Source organism: Pseudomonas songnenensis (assembly GCF_003696315.1).
Lineage (GTDB): Bacteria > Pseudomonadota > Gammaproteobacteria > Pseudomonadales > Pseudomonadaceae > Stutzerimonas > Stutzerimonas songnenensis.
In genome coordinates this window covers 56,057-72,815 of the sequence record NZ_RFFN01000009.1, presented here as the reverse complement: position 1 = coordinate 72,815, position 16,759 = coordinate 56,057, and the positions used below count along the sequence as shown (strand labels likewise).

General features: G+C 64.2%; 16 protein-coding genes. 2 read left to right on the top strand and 14 right to left on the bottom strand.

The features are described 5' to 3' along the window. Window positions 1–5: 5 nt before the first annotated feature. The 12 genes from EA798_RS18695 to EA798_RS18640 are packed head-to-tail and all read right to left on the bottom strand — an operon-like array spanning window position 6 to window position 10,706. Window positions 6–992 (bottom strand): type II secretion system F family protein, encoded by a 987-nt coding sequence (locus tag EA798_RS18695; protein ID WP_122099923.1) that lies wholly within the window; start codon window positions 990–992, stop codon window positions 6–8. Then, window positions 989–2,413: a TadA family conjugal transfer-associated ATPase gene (locus tag EA798_RS18690; protein WP_122099922.1), complete on the bottom strand. Its 1,425-nt coding sequence runs from the start codon at window positions 2,411–2,413 to the stop codon at window positions 989–991. The genes EA798_RS18695 and EA798_RS18690 overlap by 4 nt, the downstream gene beginning before the upstream one ends. Then, a complete protein-coding gene (locus EA798_RS18685; RefSeq protein WP_122099921.1) occupies window positions 2,403–3,632 on the bottom strand; it encodes an AAA family ATPase in 1,230 nt (409 codons plus the stop codon). Before EA798_RS18685 ends, EA798_RS18690 begins: the two co-directional genes overlap by 11 nt. Then, on the bottom strand, window positions 3,626–4,129 hold the full coding sequence (locus EA798_RS18680) for a TadE/TadG family type IV pilus assembly protein (protein ID WP_122099920.1): 504 nt from the start codon (window positions 4,127–4,129) through the stop codon (window positions 3,626–3,628). Before EA798_RS18680 ends, EA798_RS18685 begins: the two co-directional genes overlap by 7 nt. After that, entirely contained in the window at window positions 4,129–4,599 is a 471-nt protein-coding gene (locus EA798_RS18675; protein ID WP_122099919.1) for a TadE/TadG family type IV pilus assembly protein, read from the bottom strand. The genes EA798_RS18680 and EA798_RS18675 overlap by 1 nt, the downstream gene beginning before the upstream one ends. A gap of 11 nt (window positions 4,600–4,610) precedes the next feature. After that, window positions 4,611–5,945 (bottom strand): TadE/TadG family type IV pilus assembly protein, encoded by a 1,335-nt coding sequence (locus EA798_RS18670; protein WP_122099918.1) that lies wholly within the window; start codon window positions 5,943–5,945, stop codon window positions 4,611–4,613. Window positions 5,946–5,955: 10 nt separating this feature from the next. Next, window positions 5,956–6,225 carry a hypothetical protein gene (locus EA798_RS18665; RefSeq protein WP_106155208.1) on the bottom strand — a complete coding sequence of 90 codons (270 nt, stop codon included), beginning with the start codon at window positions 6,223–6,225 and terminating at the stop codon, window positions 5,956–5,958. Between the two features lie 15 nt (window positions 6,226–6,240). Then, on the bottom strand, window positions 6,241–7,755 hold the full coding sequence (locus tag EA798_RS18660) for a type II and III secretion system protein family protein (protein WP_122099917.1): 1,515 nt from the start codon (window positions 7,753–7,755) through the stop codon (window positions 6,241–6,243). A 54-nt stretch (window positions 7,756–7,809) separates the two neighbouring features. Beyond that, the gene (gene cpaB, locus EA798_RS18655) at window positions 7,810–8,619 is read right to left on the bottom strand and encodes a Flp pilus assembly protein CpaB (protein WP_106155210.1); all 810 of its coding nucleotides are present in this window, start codon (window positions 8,617–8,619) and stop codon (window positions 7,810–7,812) included. Between the two features lie 12 nt (window positions 8,620–8,631). After that, a complete protein-coding gene (locus tag EA798_RS18650) occupies window positions 8,632–9,954 on the bottom strand; it encodes an AAA family ATPase (protein ID WP_122099916.1) in 1,323 nt (440 codons plus the stop codon). A gap of 12 nt (window positions 9,955–9,966) precedes the next feature. Continuing rightward, window positions 9,967–10,485, bottom strand: a complete 519-nt coding sequence (locus EA798_RS18645; protein ID WP_122099915.1) for an A24 family peptidase — start codon at window positions 10,483–10,485, stop codon at window positions 9,967–9,969. A gap of 29 nt (window positions 10,486–10,514) precedes the next feature. After that, entirely contained in the window at window positions 10,515–10,706 is a 192-nt protein-coding gene (locus tag EA798_RS18640) for a Flp family type IVb pilin (protein WP_122099914.1), read from the bottom strand. 348 nt (window positions 10,707–11,054) lie between these two features. On the opposite strand from EA798_RS18640, the gene EA798_RS18635 reads away from it, so the two are divergent. After that, window positions 11,055–11,927 (top strand): helix-turn-helix domain-containing protein, encoded by an 873-nt coding sequence (locus tag EA798_RS18635; protein ID WP_106155214.1) that lies wholly within the window; start codon window positions 11,055–11,057, stop codon window positions 11,925–11,927. Window positions 11,928–12,086: 159 nt separating this feature from the next. Further along, window positions 12,087–13,409 carry a 30S ribosomal protein S12 methylthiotransferase RimO gene (gene rimO, locus EA798_RS18630; protein WP_102819832.1) on the top strand — a complete coding sequence of 441 codons (1,323 nt, stop codon included), beginning with the start codon at window positions 12,087–12,089 and terminating at the stop codon, window positions 13,407–13,409. Between the two features lie 101 nt (window positions 13,410–13,510). Here the strand turns inward: rimO and betA are convergent, their stop codons facing one another. Further along, window positions 13,511–15,184 carry a choline dehydrogenase gene (betA, locus tag EA798_RS18625; RefSeq protein WP_122099913.1) on the bottom strand — a complete coding sequence of 558 codons (1,674 nt, stop codon included), beginning with the start codon at window positions 15,182–15,184 and terminating at the stop codon, window positions 13,511–13,513. Window positions 15,185–15,198: 14 nt separating this feature from the next. Further along, the gene (betB, locus tag EA798_RS18620) at window positions 15,199–16,671 is read right to left on the bottom strand and encodes a betaine-aldehyde dehydrogenase (protein WP_122099912.1); all 1,473 of its coding nucleotides are present in this window, start codon (window positions 16,669–16,671) and stop codon (window positions 15,199–15,201) included. Window positions 16,672–16,759 lie beyond the last annotated feature (88 nt).

The following is a 16,759-nucleotide window of genomic DNA, read 5'->3' as shown; positions in this document are numbered from 1 at the left end:
GCCCCCTAGACCTGGATGCGAATGATGCGGCGAATCCACAGGATGCCCGCGAGCATGCCGACGAAGGCGGCCACGGCGAGCTTCTTCCCCGCGGGGTCGTTGAGCAGCATCGGCAGGTAATCCGGGGTGGTCATCATGATCACCGCCGCCAGCACGAAGGGCACGGAAACCAGCACCCAGGCAGACATCCGCCCTTCGGCCGAAAGCGTGCGCACCTTGCGCTGGAAACGAAAACGCCCGCGTATCAGCGCGCTCATGCGTTCCAGCACCTCGGTCAGGTTGCCGCCGGTTTCCCGATGGATGAGTACCGAGGTCACCAGCATCATCACCGTCATGCTGGGCACCCGTTCCAGCAGTCCGAGCATGGCGCGACGCACGTCGTTGCCGTAGTTGATATCGGCGAACACCAGGCCGAACTCCTGAGCCACCGGTCCCTTGTGCTCGTCGGCGACCAGACGCAGCGACTCACCGAACGGATGGCCTGCGCGCAACGCCCGACAGACCGAATCCAGTGCATCCGGCAGGCCTTCCTCGAAAGCCGTGAAGCGCGCCGCGCGGTCGCGATTGATCTTTCCAATCGGCAGCCAGAACGCTGCAGCACCGGCCGCCATCGCCAGCCACCACTGCTGGGTGACGAACCAGATACCCGCTCCAGCCAGCACGGCGAGCGCCAGGCCGGCCAGTACCACCCGATGCGCCAGGTAATTGTGGCCGCTCTGCTCGATCATCTGCGCCAGCCGCTCCATCATCGGCAACTGTTCCAGGCGCGCCTGCAATGGCGAAAGCCGCGTCAGATATTTTTCCCGCAGCAACATCTGCACACTGGGGCCGTTGCTACCGTGTTCGAGCAGACGCAAGCGTGCGCGGATACGCTTGCGCATCTTGCCGGCCTCGCCGAATACCGGGATGGTCAGCCCCTGACTGAGCAGCACCACCGCGACGAAGATCATGCCGAGAAAGATCAGGATGTACTCGGTGGGTATCTGCCTCATGGCTGCGTAACCTCCATCCAGTCCGGCCTGAACAGGGGCAGCGGCAGTTCGATGCCACGCTTGGCCAGGCGATCACGGAACATCGGCACCATGCCGCTGGGCCGGTATTCACCCAGCACCTCGCCTTTCTCACCGATGCCGCGCCGTTCGAACGTGAAGATCTCGGTCATGGTGATGATGTCGCCTTCCATGCCATTGATCTCCTGCACGCTCACCAGCCGGCGCTTGCCGTCCTCCTGGCGCTCGAGCTGCAGCACCACGTCGATGGCCGAGGCTATCTGCTGGCGCAAAGCCTTGATCGGGAACGTCGCACCGGACATCGACACCATGTTCTCGATACGGCCCAGCGCATCGCGTGGGCTGTTGGCGTGGATGGTGGTGATCGACCCGTCATGGCCGGTGTTCATCGCGGCCAGCATGTCCAGCGCTTCGGGCCCACGCACCTCGCCGATGACGATGCGATCCGGGCGCATGCGCAGACTATTGCGCACCAGCTCGCGCTGATTGATCTCGCCGCGCCCCTCGATGTTCGCCGGACGGGTCTCCAGGCGCACCACGTGCGGCTGTTGCAGCTGCAGCTCCGCCGAATCCTCGATGGTGACGATGCGCTCGTTGTGCGCAATGAAGCTCGACAGCACGTTGAGCATGGTCGTCTTGCCGGTGCCGGTACCGCCGGATACCAGCACGTTGAGCCGGCCGCGCACGATGGCCTTGAGCACCAGCGCAATGGAAGGCGTCAGCGTGCCCATCTCCACCAGGCTGTCGGCGTTCAGCAGGTCGACGGCGAAGCGGCGGATCGACAGGCTCGGCCCGTCGATGGCCAGCGGCGGGATGATCGCGTTGACCCGCGAGCCGTCCTTCAGGCGCGCGTCCACCAGCGGCGAGGATTCGTCGATGCGTCTGCCGAGGCTGGAGACGATGCGGTCGATGATGTTGAGCAGGTGCTGGTCATCGCGAAAACGTACATCGGTGCGCTGCAGCTTGCCGTAGCGCTCCACGTATACCGAGGCATGGCCGTTGACCAGGATGTCAGACACCGTGCCGTCGGCGAGCAAGGGTTCCAGCGGGCCGAGCCCGAGCACTTCGTCGCTGATCTGCTTGATGATGAGCTGACGGCTGCTGCTGCTCACCGGCGCTGCATGGTCATCCAGCAGGCGCTGGCAGATATCGCGGATCTGTCGCGTCGCTTCGGCGTTTTCCATCGAGTCCAGCAAGGACAGGTCCATCACCTTCAGCAGTTGCTGGTAGATGCGCTCACGCCATTCGGCCTCGATGGAGTTGAGCTGAGTGCGGGTTTCGTACAGATTCTCCGGCGCGTCAGCCTCCCAGCTCGCGGGCTGCTCGGCGGTAGCGACAGGAGTGGCCGGCGCGCTGTCCTTGCCGGTCTGACGGTGCAGTCTGTTCCTGAATTCACTGAGCATGGTTTCCCCCGAACAGTCGACCGAATGTGCGCTTGAGCAGGCTCGGCGCCTCGACCTGAGCGCCGAGCAAGGCCTGGCTGAGCTGGCGGATGCCCTGCGTGATCGGCGCGCGCGGCGCGTGCAGCCCGAGCGGAACGCCGGCGTTCTGGCTCTCGTTGACCACCGCATAGTCGTTCGCCAGCCGGATCGGCTCGCCGCAATGCAGTGCCTCGCCGATGTCCTGCAGGCTCACCGCTGCCGCCTTGTCGTAGCGATTGACCACCACCTGGATTCGCTGGGCCTGGATGCCCATGTCCTCGCGCATGATGGCCAGCAGGCGACTCGCATCCTTGAGGTGGCTCAGACTCTGCTGCAGCACCACATAGATGCGATCCGCCTGCTCCAGCGTGATACCGGTGAGGTGATCGATCTGTCGCGGCAGATCGACCACCACCCAGTCGTAATGCCGCCGCGCCAGATCGAGCAGGCTTTCCAGCTGCTCCAGACGCACGTCCTGGGTCAAGCACAGCTCGCCGGGACGCCCACCCAGCACATGCAACGTCGGGCTGAAGTGGCTGCAGAAGCCGTTCAGGGCCATGCCGTCCATCTCATCGATGCGCTGCAGCACTTCGAGGTGACTGTGCGCCGGCCTGACGTCCAGGCAGTGAGCCACGCAGCCGAATTGCAGATCCAGATCCAGCAGCAGCGTTCTGGCGCCATGGCCACTGAGCTGATGCGCCAGGTTGCAAGCCAGCATCGTCGCACCCGAGCCGCCCTTGGCATTCATCACCGCTACCAGCCGTCCACCGGCATCGACCCCTGCCTGGCTCTCGAAGGCAACACGCTGGATGGCAGCCAGCAACTCGTCGGCCACGACCGGCTCGGCGAGAAAATCCCGTGCCCCGGCCTGCATCGCCAGGCGCAGCCCCTCCCGCTCATCCAGCGGGCCGCAGACCAGCAACGGCGGGCGCTGGCCAGCCGGACGCAACAGCAGCGCGGCCAGCTCGTCGCGCCACAGGCTGCTCACGTGCAGCAGCAACAGGTCCGGCAGATGATCGAGGCCGAACAGGGGATCGGTATGGCCATTGTTGACCAACCGTGTCGTGACCTGCCATGCGGGGTGCGACCCGATGACGGTCCTCAGGCGCTCCAGTGCCGCCGCGTCGCGGCTGCTGATCAGCAACTGCAACGGGCGTGCGATGGAAGCGGCAGGGGCGCTGGGAGGCGTCTGCTTCAGCATGGGGTGATCTCCGGAACGACGTTGGCCTCGGGGTGACGCCCGAGGCTTTCGCGGGGAAGGGTCGACTGGAACGTGGGCAGCGTGATCACAAGCTGCAGGGTCGGAATCAGCAGTTCGAAGGGAAAGCCTTCGATGCGCAGCTGTACATAGCGGATCGCCCGGTAGCCGGTGACACCGTTGGTGTCGGCCGGGCTGGCCACCTGCGCGCCGTCCTGGTTGAGGTAGACCAGACGCAGGTGGCTGGTTTCGAGATTGCCAATCAGCGGGCTGGTACCGCTCTGATCTGCATCATTGAAGATTGCCCGCCGCAGGATGCGCGGGTCCTGGATGTTGCACACCGCGGCGAGCCTTGCGCCGCGTCGCGCGCTCTCGTTCAGCGCGTTGACGGTGAACAGCAGCCGGCCCATTTCCAGCACGCCGAACAGCAGCACGAAGAACAGCAGGCCGACAATCGCGAACTCGACCGTGTAAGCGCCGTGCTGGCGCACCCGGCTCATCACAGCACCCTCATCACGGTCGTGGCGACCAGCGGAAAGCCCAGACGCAAGCCATTGCCGAAGAGCGCCGGTATCCCCTGGCCAACTACCGGAACGAACAGGTAGCTGATGCTCACTTGCACATGGTCGCTGCCGACCGCAGAAATCTGCACGGCACCGGTGGTCAAGCCGCTCACCAGCGGCGCCGTACTGCTCGATGCCACCGGCACGCCATACACCGCCAGCGCCCGCGTGCGGGTCAGCAGCTCGGTGGAAAGCTCGAGCTGACCGAGGGTGCGATTGCGCGCTTCGCCGGCCAGGTAACGACTGGCGTCGCGGCTGGCCTGCAGCAAGGTGTTGTACTGGAACATCATGCGGCCGATCTCGCCGATGGCGAGCAGCAGGAGCAGCAGCAAGGGCAGCACGATGGCAAATTCCACCATGGCCAGCCCTCGCTGCCCTGCCCCATAGGCCGCTCCGTTGCGCTTCATGGCCGCCTCCTTCAGGAATCGCTGCTAGGCGTCCGGCTGTTGTCGATATAGGTCTTGTACAGCTGGATGATCTGCGGCCCCGTCTCGCCGACAGAGTTCGGCCCGGGCACGTTGTCGCCTTCGCATTCACGGATGAACTGGCCGAACACCACCGCCTGATTGCCCTGCCCGCCGGGCAGTGACTGCACAAGGAAGAAGCAGCCGAAACCGAGTACCGGCACCGAGGTGCTTCCCCCGGACGCGCCATTGCAGTTGCCCACCACGATCTTCAGCACCCGTCGTTCGAACACGCCGTTCGCCTGGCAACCGTTCGGGCAGTTGGCGACGCTGCGCTGCCAGTCGTTGAAATCCAGCAGCGCGTGGCTGGTGGTATAGAGATCGCCATTGCGCGACTGCACCGGCTGGTTCTGATATTCGGCGCGCGGCGGAGTCACGTTGCTATTGAAGGTCATGCGCGGCGTGCTGAAACTGATGACCTGATCGGGCGGATAGCTCGCTGACTTGCTGCTGATCGGGCCGTCATAGACACCGAAGCGGGTATTCAGCCCCTGCGCCACCGGGCCGACGTTGTTGCCCGGCTCGGTAGGCACCGTGTCGCCTACCACGTTGCAGCGCTCGATGCCGCCAGCCAGCGCATCCCGCATGTCCGAAGCACCACTGGCCCCACCCAGGCGGATCAGCTGGAAATTGCCGGGGCCGATCACCGGATCGTTATTGGATGCCCCCTTGAGCACCTGCAGGTCACCGAAGCGGTAGCCCCAGAACAGTTCGTTCGCCGCGTTGTACTGGTCGGGGCTGCCACAGACCATCATCGGCGCGATGTCGCAGGGATTGGTCGGGCTGGGGCCGGCTGTCGCCACGGCGGCAACGGTTTTCTCCGGCGCCGTGCCAAACGTATCCATGATCCGCCAGAAGAAGCCGACCAAACCGTAGTTGGGCACTGACACCCTTACGTAGCGTGCATTCAGTGGGCCGGGAAACGAGAAGGGTCCATAGACGCTGGCGGCCAGCTCGACCCGGGCGAAGCTCGCACCACCGGTTCCGAGCGCGCTGTTCAGCTCTGCATTTCCGGGCGCCTGGGCGTTGAGCCGCAGCGTTGCGAGTGCGGCGTCGCGGCTCAGAGTGGCCGAGTTACCGGAGCCCAGCACCTGCTGCAAGGCCTTGGCGCCGCTCAACGCCGCCGCATCCACCGCGTTCTGCAGGCGGGTCTTGTTCAGCAGCATATGGCTACCATCCAGCGCCAGCGCTGCCATCAACAGAATGGACAGCAGCGCCAGCACCGCGAGGACCATGACCGCACCGCGCTGGCGTGCCGGTCGCGGCCTGTTGCTTCTGCGGACTGTCATGGCGAGCGCCTCAGTTGTTGACGTTGATCTGGATCGGCTGGGCCACCTGCGTCGCATCCCCGGTGGTACCGCGATAGCCTTCCATCACCTTCTCCGTCAGTGGCCCATCGACGCCCTCTGCCGCCAGGCCTGTTCCGGGGTTGGCGGCCTTCTGCTTGTCGACGATCTGCAGGTATTCGCTCAGATACACCGTCGACCCCAGCGGGCCGACGCGGCCCTCGTCATAGCTCACGCAGCCACCGAGGGCAGCCAACACGCCCACCGCAATGATCCGTTTCATGATGCTGCTCTCCCGTTACTTGAGGTCGTGGCCGAAGCGGCCTTCGCTGACACCGAGGCTGACCGGCACAGCACGCCCGGGCTGGCTGCCCTTGGTCTTGCCGAGCAGGTAGAACTCCAGGTCGCTGGGCTCGACGAAGTTTTCCGTCGGCAGCCGTACGGCCTTCGCATCCAGCGGAGTGACCAGATGAGGGGTGACCAGGATGACCAGTTCGGTCTCGCCGTTGATGTACTGCTGGCTGCGGAACAGTTGCCCGAGGACCGGAATGTCGCCGAGACCCGGGAAGCGGCTGACGTAATCGCGGCTGTTCTCGCTGATCAGACCGGCGATGGCGATGGTCTGGCCATTGCCAAGCTCCACGGTGGACTGCGCACTGCGCTTGGTCAGCGATGGCACCAGCTGGCCGACGCTGTTGGTTCCGCCCAGGCCGGTCGTGAGCATCAGCGCATTGGCGTTGCTCAGCTCGCTGACCGCCACGTTGAGGTTGAGATTGATCCGGCCCGAGTCCAGCACCACCGGCAGGAACTTCACGCCGACGCCGAATTCCTTGTATTCGATGGTGATGCCATCGTCGTCCGACACCGGGACCGGGAATTCTCCCCCGGAAATGAATTCCGCCTGCTGGCCGGTCAGCGTGGTAAGCGTCGGCTCGGCGAGCACCTTGGCCGTACCGTTGTCCTTGGCCGCATCCAGCACGACATTGAACAGGAAGTTCTCCGAGAGGAATTGCCCGAAGATGGCCTTGCCGCTGCCGATCAGCTTGCTAGGGTCCACCTGCCCATCAGGGTTCAGGCCCAGGACACCGCCATCGGCGTTCAGACCGTTATTGAAGCCGCCCCCCGACCAGCGTGACGACGAGCCGAAATCCAGCGCGTTGAAGCGCACATCCAGATTCTTGAACAGGCTGCGCTGCATCTCGGCGACCTTCACCTCCAGCATGACCTGCTGGCTGCCACCGATCCCGAGCAGGTTGATCACCTCCAGCGGCTTGTTCTGCATCGCTGCGCCGCTGTTTTCAGCAGCCGTGGCCTGCGCCGCATAGCTCTGGGCCAGCTTCACCGCGCTGTCCATGGCTGCTGCGCTGCTGACCTGGCCACGCAGAGCCAGCGCGCCCTGTGCGCTGAACACTTCGATGCGCTCGTTGGGCAGCACCTGATGCAGCTTGGCCTTGAGCCCGCCGAGATCGTGCACCACTTCCACATCCAGGCTGTCGATCAGCTGATTGCGGTTGTCCCACAGCAGCACGTTGGTGCTGCCCAGCGAGCGGCCGAGCAGGTAAAGCTGTGTCGGTGAGGTGATGAGAATGTCGGCAATCGCCGGGTTGCCCACGGAAATGCGGTTGACCGGAGCCCGCGTGCTGAGCACGCGAGACTTGTAGATGGGCACCTGCACGTCGCTGTTGTTCACCGCCGGCATCGCTTTCACCGCCGTAGCCGAAACCGGCTGCTGGGCGAAGGTCGCCGGCGTTCCCAGCACCGCCCAGCCACCCAGCAGGACGGCCAGTAGCTGCACTTTGCTCATGCTGTTCATGTGAATCTCCTTGCAGACCGGCTGGTGACGCCGCCGGTGTTGGCAGTGATCGCGCTAGAGCCTCACCTTGGTGACGTTGACCTCGGTGCCGCGAATGATGGTGACGCCTGGTTCGGCGGGAGCCCGCTGACGCTGAACCGGCTTGGGCGGTACTACCACCGGTGCGGGCGCAGCCACCTGCAGCGGCTGCGGCTCGGCGGCTGCGCGCTTGTCGTTATCCAATGGGTTGCGCAAGGCCAGTTGCAGGCGGCCCTCGCTCATCGCCTTGACCAGTGCCTCTGCCTCGTCCGGTGCCATTTCCAGCGTCACGGCCCGCACCACTACCGGCTGGGTCTTGTCGGTGCTGGCGGTCTGGTCAACGGCCAGCACGCGCAGGTCCTGGAGAATGGTCTTGGCTTCGGTTTCCTCACCGCTGCCGATGCGACGAGTGGCCAGCACATCGACCCGGTTGCCGGGCAGAAGGAAGCCGCCCACGCCAACCACATCGTCGACCCGCACCGATACCGCGCGCTTGTCCTTGGCGATCAACGAGGCCAGGGTACTGCCGCCCAGATGCTCGGCTACCCGGGCACCGCGCACGATGTCGCCGCGCAGCATGCTGAATGTGGCGATCTTGCCGGCGACCTGATCGACCGCGTCGAAGGCATCGTCAGGCACTGTGCCCCGCGGCATGCGCACGACCATCACCTGCTGCGCCTCGATGGCCTGGCCGAACGGAATTTCCATGGTGGCGACCACGACGTTGCGCTGCTGGTCGTCAGGCGCCGCGCTGAGCCTGGCGTTGAGCCAGTTGTTGGCCATCCAGCTCGCACCCAGCCCCAGCAGCAGCGAGAACAGCACCAGATAAAACGTACGGGAGCCCATGTCCAATCTCCTTCATTCGAGAAATTCGAGCTGGACGAAGTAGTTTCGCCAGGCCCAGTCCAGGTCGTCGGCCGTCAACGGACCGCTGCGGTCCAGGTAGCGCTGGCGATCGAGCGCCATATCGATGAGGTCGCGCGGCTGGCACGGCAGCAGCGGAACGCCTTCGGCGCCATGCAGCTCGGTCAGGACGTGGTCGAGCAGCGTCGCATCGAAGGTCTGGCCGCGCTTGTCCAGTTCCTGCCGCCAGATGCGTTCGTACTGATCGCGCTTGAGGTAGCCGAACGGCAGCTTGTAGCCGATGCGCCGCAGGAAGGCGTCGTCGGCGAGGTCCAGCGGGTTGATGTTGGTCGAGAACACCAGAATCAGATCGAACGGCACTACGCAATGGCGCCCGCCGCCCAGGTTGAGGAAGTCGCGGCGCTCCTCCATCGGCACGATCCAGCGGTTGAGCAGCTCGGCCGGCGGCATGCGCTGGCGGCCCAGGTCATCGACGATGAACAGGCCGTTGCTGGCCTTGAGCTGCAGCGGCGCGTGGTATTGCCGACTGATGGGGTCATGGCGGATTTCGAGCTGATCCATGGTCAGCTCGCCGCCAGTGGTCAGCAGTGGTCGCGAACAGCACAGCAGCCGGCGGTCGATGCCCTGGTCGAGCAGCAGGCTGGCCGGTTGTTCGCTCTCCAGCCGACAGTGGATCTGCGGGTCGTAGATCTGCAGCACGGCATCGCCGATCACCACGGCGTGAGGCACCCAGATCGCCTCGTTGAGCAAGCGGATCAGGCGGCTGCTGATGTAGGTCTTGCCGGTCCCGGAGGGTCCGTAAATCATCATGGCGCGGCCCGAGTTCATCGCCACGCCAAGCCGTTCCAGCAGATCCTCGGCCAGCACCACGCCACTGTAGGCGGCGCGCACGGCCCGCTCGGTCACCCGTCCGTGATGAATGGTCTGCAACTTGAGCAAGGCGCAATAGAGACTCACCGGAACAGGAGCAGCGCCGAGGTAGCCGCTGCGCGCGAAGGCATCCCGCGCCGCCATGCGGCCACGCTCGGTCAGCCCGTAGCGAAAACCGCTACTGCCACCGTTCTGCCCGAGCACCTCGACGCTGCCGTCCTTGCGCAGCTGGCCCAGCACCTCATCGACCACCGCGCCCGACAGCGCCAGGCGGTCGGCCAGCCGGCCGATATCAAGCACTCCGGATTCGTGCAGATGCTTGCAGACGAGATCACCCAGCAGCGCCTCGTCCAGACCGGTATCGGCGATGCTGCGGGGCTGTGGCGCAAGCTGCTGGACCACTGCGAACTCGCGGTCCCGGGTCGGATGATCGATGACTACATGCATGACACATCCCCTTCAGCGGGCGATTTCGAACCACAACATGCTGCCCAGGGTGCCGAGCAGAATGGCAATGGCGTAGGGAAAGCGCTTACCGGCAACTTCTCCCTGCTCTGGAGCGAGATAACTGTTGGCGACAAACATCAAAAAGTAGCGCTTCAGGGTCAGCCACAACTCGCCATGCCAACACACCAGAACCAATCCGCACAGCGAACCTGCGAGCAAACTGGCAGCGGTTGCTCCTAACGCCTGGGAAGGCGTTAGGAAAACACCCACCATCGCCATCAACTTCACATCGCCAGCGGCCATCCCACCTACCGCATACATCAATAAGAAGATGGAAAAACCGATCAACGATCCGAGCAATCCGTGTCCTAATCCAACCCAGCCGTTAAAGAACAACTGACTCGTTAAACCAAGCGCGAGCCCAACGAGAACCAGCAGATTGGGCACGCGGTTGGAACGAAGATCGATTACCACGGCGATAACCAACAGGCTTATCAGTACAAACAGCGACGGCACTCGGTCTGTTACCACGGCCTTGATCCCTAGTCTGCAGCTCTGTCTTAGCAGGCAGAACCTTTCACGGCAGTGCACAGTTCCTGCATTTTGGTTTGGATTTCGGTCCCTAAGGCCCGGAATATGCCAACGACAAGTGCGGTGATTAGTCCGCCGGCAATTGCGTACTCAACGATCGTCAAGCCTTCCTCATCCTTCGCGAACCTCACCACCGCGCTTTTGATCGACTGAAGTTTCATCTCGCTCACCTCTCGATGTGATTACCCGGAGCCGGCAGGATTAATCCCTGCTCTGGTTTCACCCTAGGCGGGAAGCGGGGGCGGCAGTTAGGAGTCCTTTGCGGTTCGCTAGGATTTTTTTACTGGCGTTGTGCCTGTACATGCATAGCCATATGAAGAAGGGATGCGACACGGCGCCGCACCGATGGGAAGCGCTCAGAGGCCTCCCATTCAGCTCATGCGGAGGCCACGTTGGCACATAACTTATCCGCAACAAAATGTGACGTAGTTAGCAGAATTGGTTCTTAGCAATAATGGCTTATTGCCAATACTGTTTGAGGCGCACAATAACAATCGGCAGAGCTAGTAATGATGTCTAACTCCGCGACAGGCCCCAGCCTCCTCTGGCTCGACATGACCTGCGAGCGCTCCACCCGAGCGCTCATGGCTCAGTTCAGTGACTTTTGCGATTGTCGGCTGATCGCACCGGACTCCCTCGTCGCAGATTCGGGCCGGCATCTGCGTCAGGCAGACATGATCTGCATGCATTTTGATCGACCCGACGCGCTCGGGCTGAGCCAGTTGCAGCAACTCAAGCGCTCCGTGCCATCCCTTCCGATCACCATGTTCACCGTACAGCACACCGAGGAACTCGCCGTATGGGCGATGCGCTCGCGGGTATGGGAATACATCACGCTGCCCATTTCGCCGGCAGAAATGGCGCGCTATCGAAGGGCGTTGCTCGAACTGCATGCGTTGCGGCGCATCGGCGCGAGCGGCCCGCGGCAGCCCATGAGCGAGGTATTCCCGGAGTTGCCTGCCTGCGTCAGGCTGACCGCGGACCATCGCAAGCATCAATCGCTGGCGCGCGCGCTGCAGCACATCGACTTGCATTTTCGCGAGAACATCGACCAGAAGGAGCTGGCGCAGCTCTGCGGCATGACACCGTCGCGCTTCAGCCGGCTGTTCAAGGATGTGTACGGGGTCTGCTACGTGGAGCACATACTTGCCAAGCGCATGGAGTTCGCCAAGGACCGTCTCGACAATAGCCAGATGCCCATCACCACCATCGGCTACGAGGCGGGTTTTCGCGACCCGTCCTACTTTGCCCGGGCGTTCAAGCAGTTCGCCGGTTGCACGCCAAGCGAATACCGCAATCGCCGGACTGGCGCGACCGGCGTGAGCGATCTCACCGAGTCTTTCCAACCGCTCGTCGATATCGAATACGACATCGGAGCCTGACCCGCAGCGACGCCCCTGCCGCTGGAAGCGGTCGCGCCATGCCACGTCAGGGCGTGCTGCATATCGAGCCGCGTGCGCCGCTTCTGGACTGGCTAAAAAATGCTCAGCTCTGTATACTCGCGCGCCTTTTTCATGCGCGGTTTTCGAGGTTCAAAGTCGATGAGCAAAACGCCAACAGTCGGGTTCGTGAGCTTGGGTTGCCCCAAAGCAACGGTCGACTCTGAACGCATCCTCACTCAGCTGCGCATGGAGGGCTACCAGATCGTGCCGTCCTATGAGGATGCCGATGTGGTGGTGGTCAATACCTGCGGTTTCATCGACAGCGCCAAGGCGGAATCGCTGGATGCCATCGGCGAGGCGATCGCCGAGAACGGCAAGGTGATCGTCACCGGCTGCATGGGCGTGGACGAGAACAACATCCGCGGCGTGCACCCAAGCGTGCTGGCGGTTACCGGCCCGCAGCAGTACGAGCAGGTGGTCAATGCGGTACATGAAGTGGTGCCGCCAAACATTGAGCACGACCCCTTCGTCGACCTGGTGCCGCCACAGGGCATCAAGCTCACCCCGCGCCACTACGCCTATTTGAAGATTTCCGAAGGCTGCAACCACAGCTGCAGCTTCTGCATCATCCCGTCCATGCGCGGCAAGCTGGTCAGCCGCCCGGTGGGCGATGTGCTCAGCGAAGCCGAGCGCCTGGTCAAGGCCGGCGTGAAGGAAGTCCTGGTGATCAGCCAGGACACCAGCGCCTATGGCGTCGACCTCAAGTACAAGCTGGACTTCTGGAACGGCCAGCCGGTCAAGACGCGCATGCTCGAGCTGTGCGAGGAGCTGGGCAAGATGGGCGTCTGGGTGCGCCTGCACTACGTCTACCCCTACCCCAACGTCGACGACGTGATCCCGCTGATGGCCGCCGGCAAGATCCTGCCGTACCTGGACATCCCCTTCCAGCACGCCAGCCCGAAGGTGCTCAAGGCGATGAAGCGCCCGGCCTTCGAGGACAAGACTCTGGCGCGCATCAAGAAATGGCGCGAGATCTGCCCCGAGCTGACCATCCGCTCGACCTTCATCGTCGGCTTCCCCGGCGAAACCGAGGAAGACTTCCAGTACCTGCTGGACTGGCTGACCGAAGCCCAGCTCGACCGCGTCGGCTGCTTCCAGTATTCGCCGGTCGACGGCGCGCCGGCCGAGGTCATGGGCCTGGAGCCGGTACCGGACGAGATCAAGCAGGATCGCTGGGACCGCTTCATGGCGCATCAGCAGGCCATCAGCGCCGCGCGCCTGCAGCTTAAGGTCGGCAAGGAACTGGACGTGCTGATCGATGAAGTGGACGAGGACGGCGCCATCGGCCGCTCCTGGGCCGACGCCCCGGAGATCGACGGCATGGTCTACATCGACAGCGAACAACCGCTGCAGCCGGGCGACAAGGTCCGCGTACGCGTCACCAACGCCGACGAGTACGACCTCTGGGCCGAAGTGATCTGAGCTGCTCCGCCACACGAAAACGCCCCGCACCAGCGGGGCGTTTTCATTTCTGTGCAACCAGTCCTCGGCGAAGCCTTCTCCACCATCGGACTGCAGGTCCGTCAACGCTGCGGCGGTTGCCGCACGGGTGCGCCGTTGGCGACGTAGTAGCTCGCTGTGCTGCGCGGCAACGGCTCGCGACCGCGAATCCGGTCGGCGATCTTCTCAGCCAGCATGATGGTGGTGGCGTTGAGGTTGCCAGTGATGATCTGCGGCATGATCGAAGCATCCACCACGCGCAACCCGTCCATCCCATGCACGCGGCCCTGCCCGTCGACCACGGCCATGTCGTCGGTGCCCATCCTGCACGAGCAGGACGGGTGATAGGCCGTCTCCGCGTGCTCGCGGACGAAGGCGTCCAGCTCGGCATCGCTCTGCGCTTCCACGCCCGGATTCAGCTCACGACCACGGTAGGGATCGAGCGCGGGCTGCGCGATGATCTCGCGGGTGATGCGGATGGCATCGCGAAACTCGCGCCAGTCCTGCTCATGCGCCATGTAGTTGAACAGGATGCTGGGGTCGACCCGTGGATCGGTGGAGCGAATCTCGATGCGGCCGCGACTGGGTGAACGCATCGAGCCGACGTGGGCCTGGAAGCTGTGGCCGTCATGGGCGTTGCTGCCGTTGTAGCTGACCGCCACCGGCAGGAAGTGGAACTGGATGTTCGGCCATTCGAACTCGTCGCTGCTGCGGATGAAGCCACCAGCCTCGAACTGGTTGCTGGCACCGATGCCGCTGCCGAGGAACAACCATTCGGCGCCGATGGCCGGCTGGTTCCACCACTTGAGCGCCGGGTACAACGACACCGGCTTCAGGCACTCGAACTGCAGGTACATCTCCAGGTGGTCCTGCAGGTTCTGGCCTACGCCGGGCAGCTCCTGCACCAGCGTGACGCCGAGCTTCTTCAGCAACGCACCAGGGCCGACCCCCGAGCGCTGCAGGATCTGCGGCGAGGAGATGGCGCCGCCGCACAGCAGCACTTCGCGGCGCGCGCGCGCAACGTGGGGCTGCTCGCGGCCGCGCAGATAACGAACGCCGACGGCACGCTTGCCCTCGAACAGCACGCGGTCGGTGACGGCATGGGTGTGGATGGTCAGGTTCGGCCGCTCCTTGGCCTGGTCCAGATAGCCTCGCGCCGTGCTGGCGCGCCGGCCCTGGGGCGTCACGGTGCGATCCATCGGGCCGAAGCCTTCCTGCTGGTAGCCGTTGAGGTCATCGGTACGCGGGAAGCCCGCCTGCACGCCCGCTTCGACCATGGCGTGGAACAGCTCGTTGTTGTCGGCCTTCGGTGTAGTCACGCTGACCGGGCCGTCGCCGCCGTGGTAGTCGTTGGGGCCGATGTCGCGCGACTCGGCCTTGCGGAAATACGGCAGGCAGTCGAGGTAGGTCCAGTCCTCCAGCCCCGGTGCCTTGGCCCAGTTGTCGTAGTCCAGGGCGTTGCCGCGGATGTAGCACATGCCGTTGATCAGCGAGGAACCACCCAGGCCCTTGCCGCGACCGCAGTCCATGCGGCGGTTGTTCATGTGCGGCTCGGGGTCGGTCTGGTATGCCCAGTTGTAGCGCGTGCCCTGCAGCGGATACGCCAGCGCGGCGGGCATCTGGGTGCGAAAATCCAGCCGATAGTCCGGGCCGCCGGCTTCCAGCAGCAGCACGCTGACGTCGGCGTCCTCGGTCAGGCGCGCGGCCAGCACGTTACCCGCCGAGCCGGCGCCGATGATGATGTAGTCATATTCCATGGTTCAAACCTCCCTCAGAACACCGAGGCGAACTCGCCCAGCTCCACCTGTACCGATTTGACCCGCGTGTAGTGCGCCAGCGAGGCGATGCCGTTTTCGCGGCCGATGCCGGACTGCTTGTAGCCACCGACCGGCATCTGCGCCGGCGATTCGCCCCAGGTATTGATCCAGCAGATGCCGGCCTCGAGGCGATGGATGATGCGGTGCGCCCGCGCCAGATCGGTGGTGACGACGCCGGCGGCCAGGCCGTACTCGGTGTCGTTGGCGCGGCGGATGACTTCGTCCTCGTCCTGGTATTCGAGCAGGCTCAGCACCGGGCCGAAGATCTCTTCGCGCACGATGCTCATCTCGTCGCTGCAGTCGCTGAAGATGGTCGGCGCGACGAAGGCGCCCCTGGCGTATTCGCCCTCGGTCACCCGCTCTCCGCCACACAGAATGCGCGCGCCGGCGGCCTTGCCCTGGGCGATGTAGTCGAGCACCCTGTTCATGTGCGCGAAGCTGACCAGCGGACCGAAGTTGGTCGCCTCCTGCTGCGGATCGCCCAGGCGAATGCGCTGCACGCGCTCCAGCAGCTTGGCCTCGAATGCCGCTTTCAGACCGGCCGGCACGAACACCCGGGTGCCGTTGGTGCACACCTGGCCGGAGCTGAAGAAATTGGCCATGACCGCGATATCGGCTGCGCGATCCAGATCGGCATCCTCGCAGACGATCAGCGGCGACTTGCCGCCCAGTTCCATGGTCACGTCCTTCAGCGACGACGCCGCCGCACTGGCCATGACCTTCTTGCCGGTGGCCACGCCGCCGGTGAACGACACTTTGGCGATGCGCGGGTGCTCGGTGATCAGCGATCCGACACCGGCACCACTGCCGGTCAGCACGTTGAACACGCCATCGGGCAGCCCAGCTTCGCTGAAGATTTCCGCCAGCTTCAGCGCGCTCAGCGAGGTGACTTCGCTGGGTTTGAAGATCATCGCATTGCCGGCAGCCAGCGCCGGAGCCGCCTTCCACAGGGCGATCTGGATGGGATAGTTCCAGGCCCCGATACCGGCGACCACGCCCAGCGGTTCGCGCCGGGTATAGACGAAGCTGCTGTCGCGCAGCGGAATCTGCTCACCCTCGATGGCCGGGGCGAGGCCCGCGTAGTACTCCAGCACGTCGGCACCGGTGACGATGTCGACGCTGCGGGTTTCGCTCAGCGGCTTGCCGGTATCCAGGGTTTCCAGCAGCGCCAGCTCGTCGTTGCGCTCACGCAGCAGATCGACCGCGCGACGCATGATGCGCGCCCGCTCGATACCGGTCAGCGCCGCCCAGATGCGCTGGCCCTGCTCGGCGCTTTCGACCGCGCGCTCCAGATCGGCCGCACCGGCCTCCGCCACTTCGGCCAGGACTTCGCCGTTGGCCGGGTTGATGCTCTGGAAGGTCTGGTTGCTGCTGGCGTCGACGTAGCCGCCATGGATATAGAGTTGCTGCCGTGGGAAACGGGCCATGTTCTACCTCTTCGTGCTGGTCGTGGCGGCAGCGGATCGACACTACCGCGACATGAATGGAACGCCTCGGGGATCGCCCGAGGCGTGC

Coding starts and splice junctions, on each gene's coding strand:
- EA798_RS18685 (WP_122099921.1), bottom strand. CDS start 3,632: ATGCTGAAGCAGACGCCTCCCAGCGCCCCTGCCGCTTCCATCGCACGC.
- EA798_RS18640 (WP_122099914.1), bottom strand. CDS start 10,706: ATGAAACTTCAGTCGATCAAAAGCGCGGTGGTGAGGTTCGCGAAGGAT.
- betB (WP_122099912.1), bottom strand. CDS start 16,671: ATGGCCCGTTTCCCACGGCAGCAACTCTATATCCATGGCGGCTACGTC.
- rimO (WP_102819832.1), top strand. CDS start 12,087: ATGAGCAAAACGCCAACAGTCGGGTTCGTGAGCTTGGGTTGCCCCAAA.
- EA798_RS18675 (WP_122099919.1), bottom strand. CDS start 4,599: ATGAAGCGCAACGGAGCGGCCTATGGGGCAGGGCAGCGAGGGCTGGCC.
- EA798_RS18650 (WP_122099916.1), bottom strand. CDS start 9,954: ATGCATGTAGTCATCGATCATCCGACCCGGGACCGCGAGTTCGCAGTG.
- cpaB (WP_106155210.1), bottom strand. CDS start 8,619: ATGGGCTCCCGTACGTTTTATCTGGTGCTGTTCTCGCTGCTGCTGGGG.
- betA (WP_122099913.1), bottom strand. CDS start 15,184: ATGGAATATGACTACATCATCATCGGCGCCGGCTCGGCGGGTAACGTG.
- EA798_RS18635 (WP_106155214.1), top strand. CDS start 11,055: ATGATGTCTAACTCCGCGACAGGCCCCAGCCTCCTCTGGCTCGACATG.
- EA798_RS18690 (WP_122099922.1), bottom strand. CDS start 2,413: ATGCTCAGTGAATTCAGGAACAGACTGCACCGTCAGACCGGCAAGGAC.
- EA798_RS18660 (WP_122099917.1), bottom strand. CDS start 7,755: ATGAACAGCATGAGCAAAGTGCAGCTACTGGCCGTCCTGCTGGGTGGC.
- EA798_RS18665 (WP_106155208.1), bottom strand. CDS start 6,225: ATGAAACGGATCATTGCGGTGGGCGTGTTGGCTGCCCTCGGTGGCTGC.
- EA798_RS18670 (WP_122099918.1), bottom strand. CDS start 5,945: ATGACAGTCCGCAGAAGCAACAGGCCGCGACCGGCACGCCAGCGCGGT.
- EA798_RS18695 (WP_122099923.1), bottom strand. CDS start 992: ATGAGGCAGATACCCACCGAGTACATCCTGATCTTTCTCGGCATGATC.
- EA798_RS18680 (WP_122099920.1), bottom strand. CDS start 4,129: ATGAGCCGGGTGCGCCAGCACGGCGCTTACACGGTCGAGTTCGCGATT.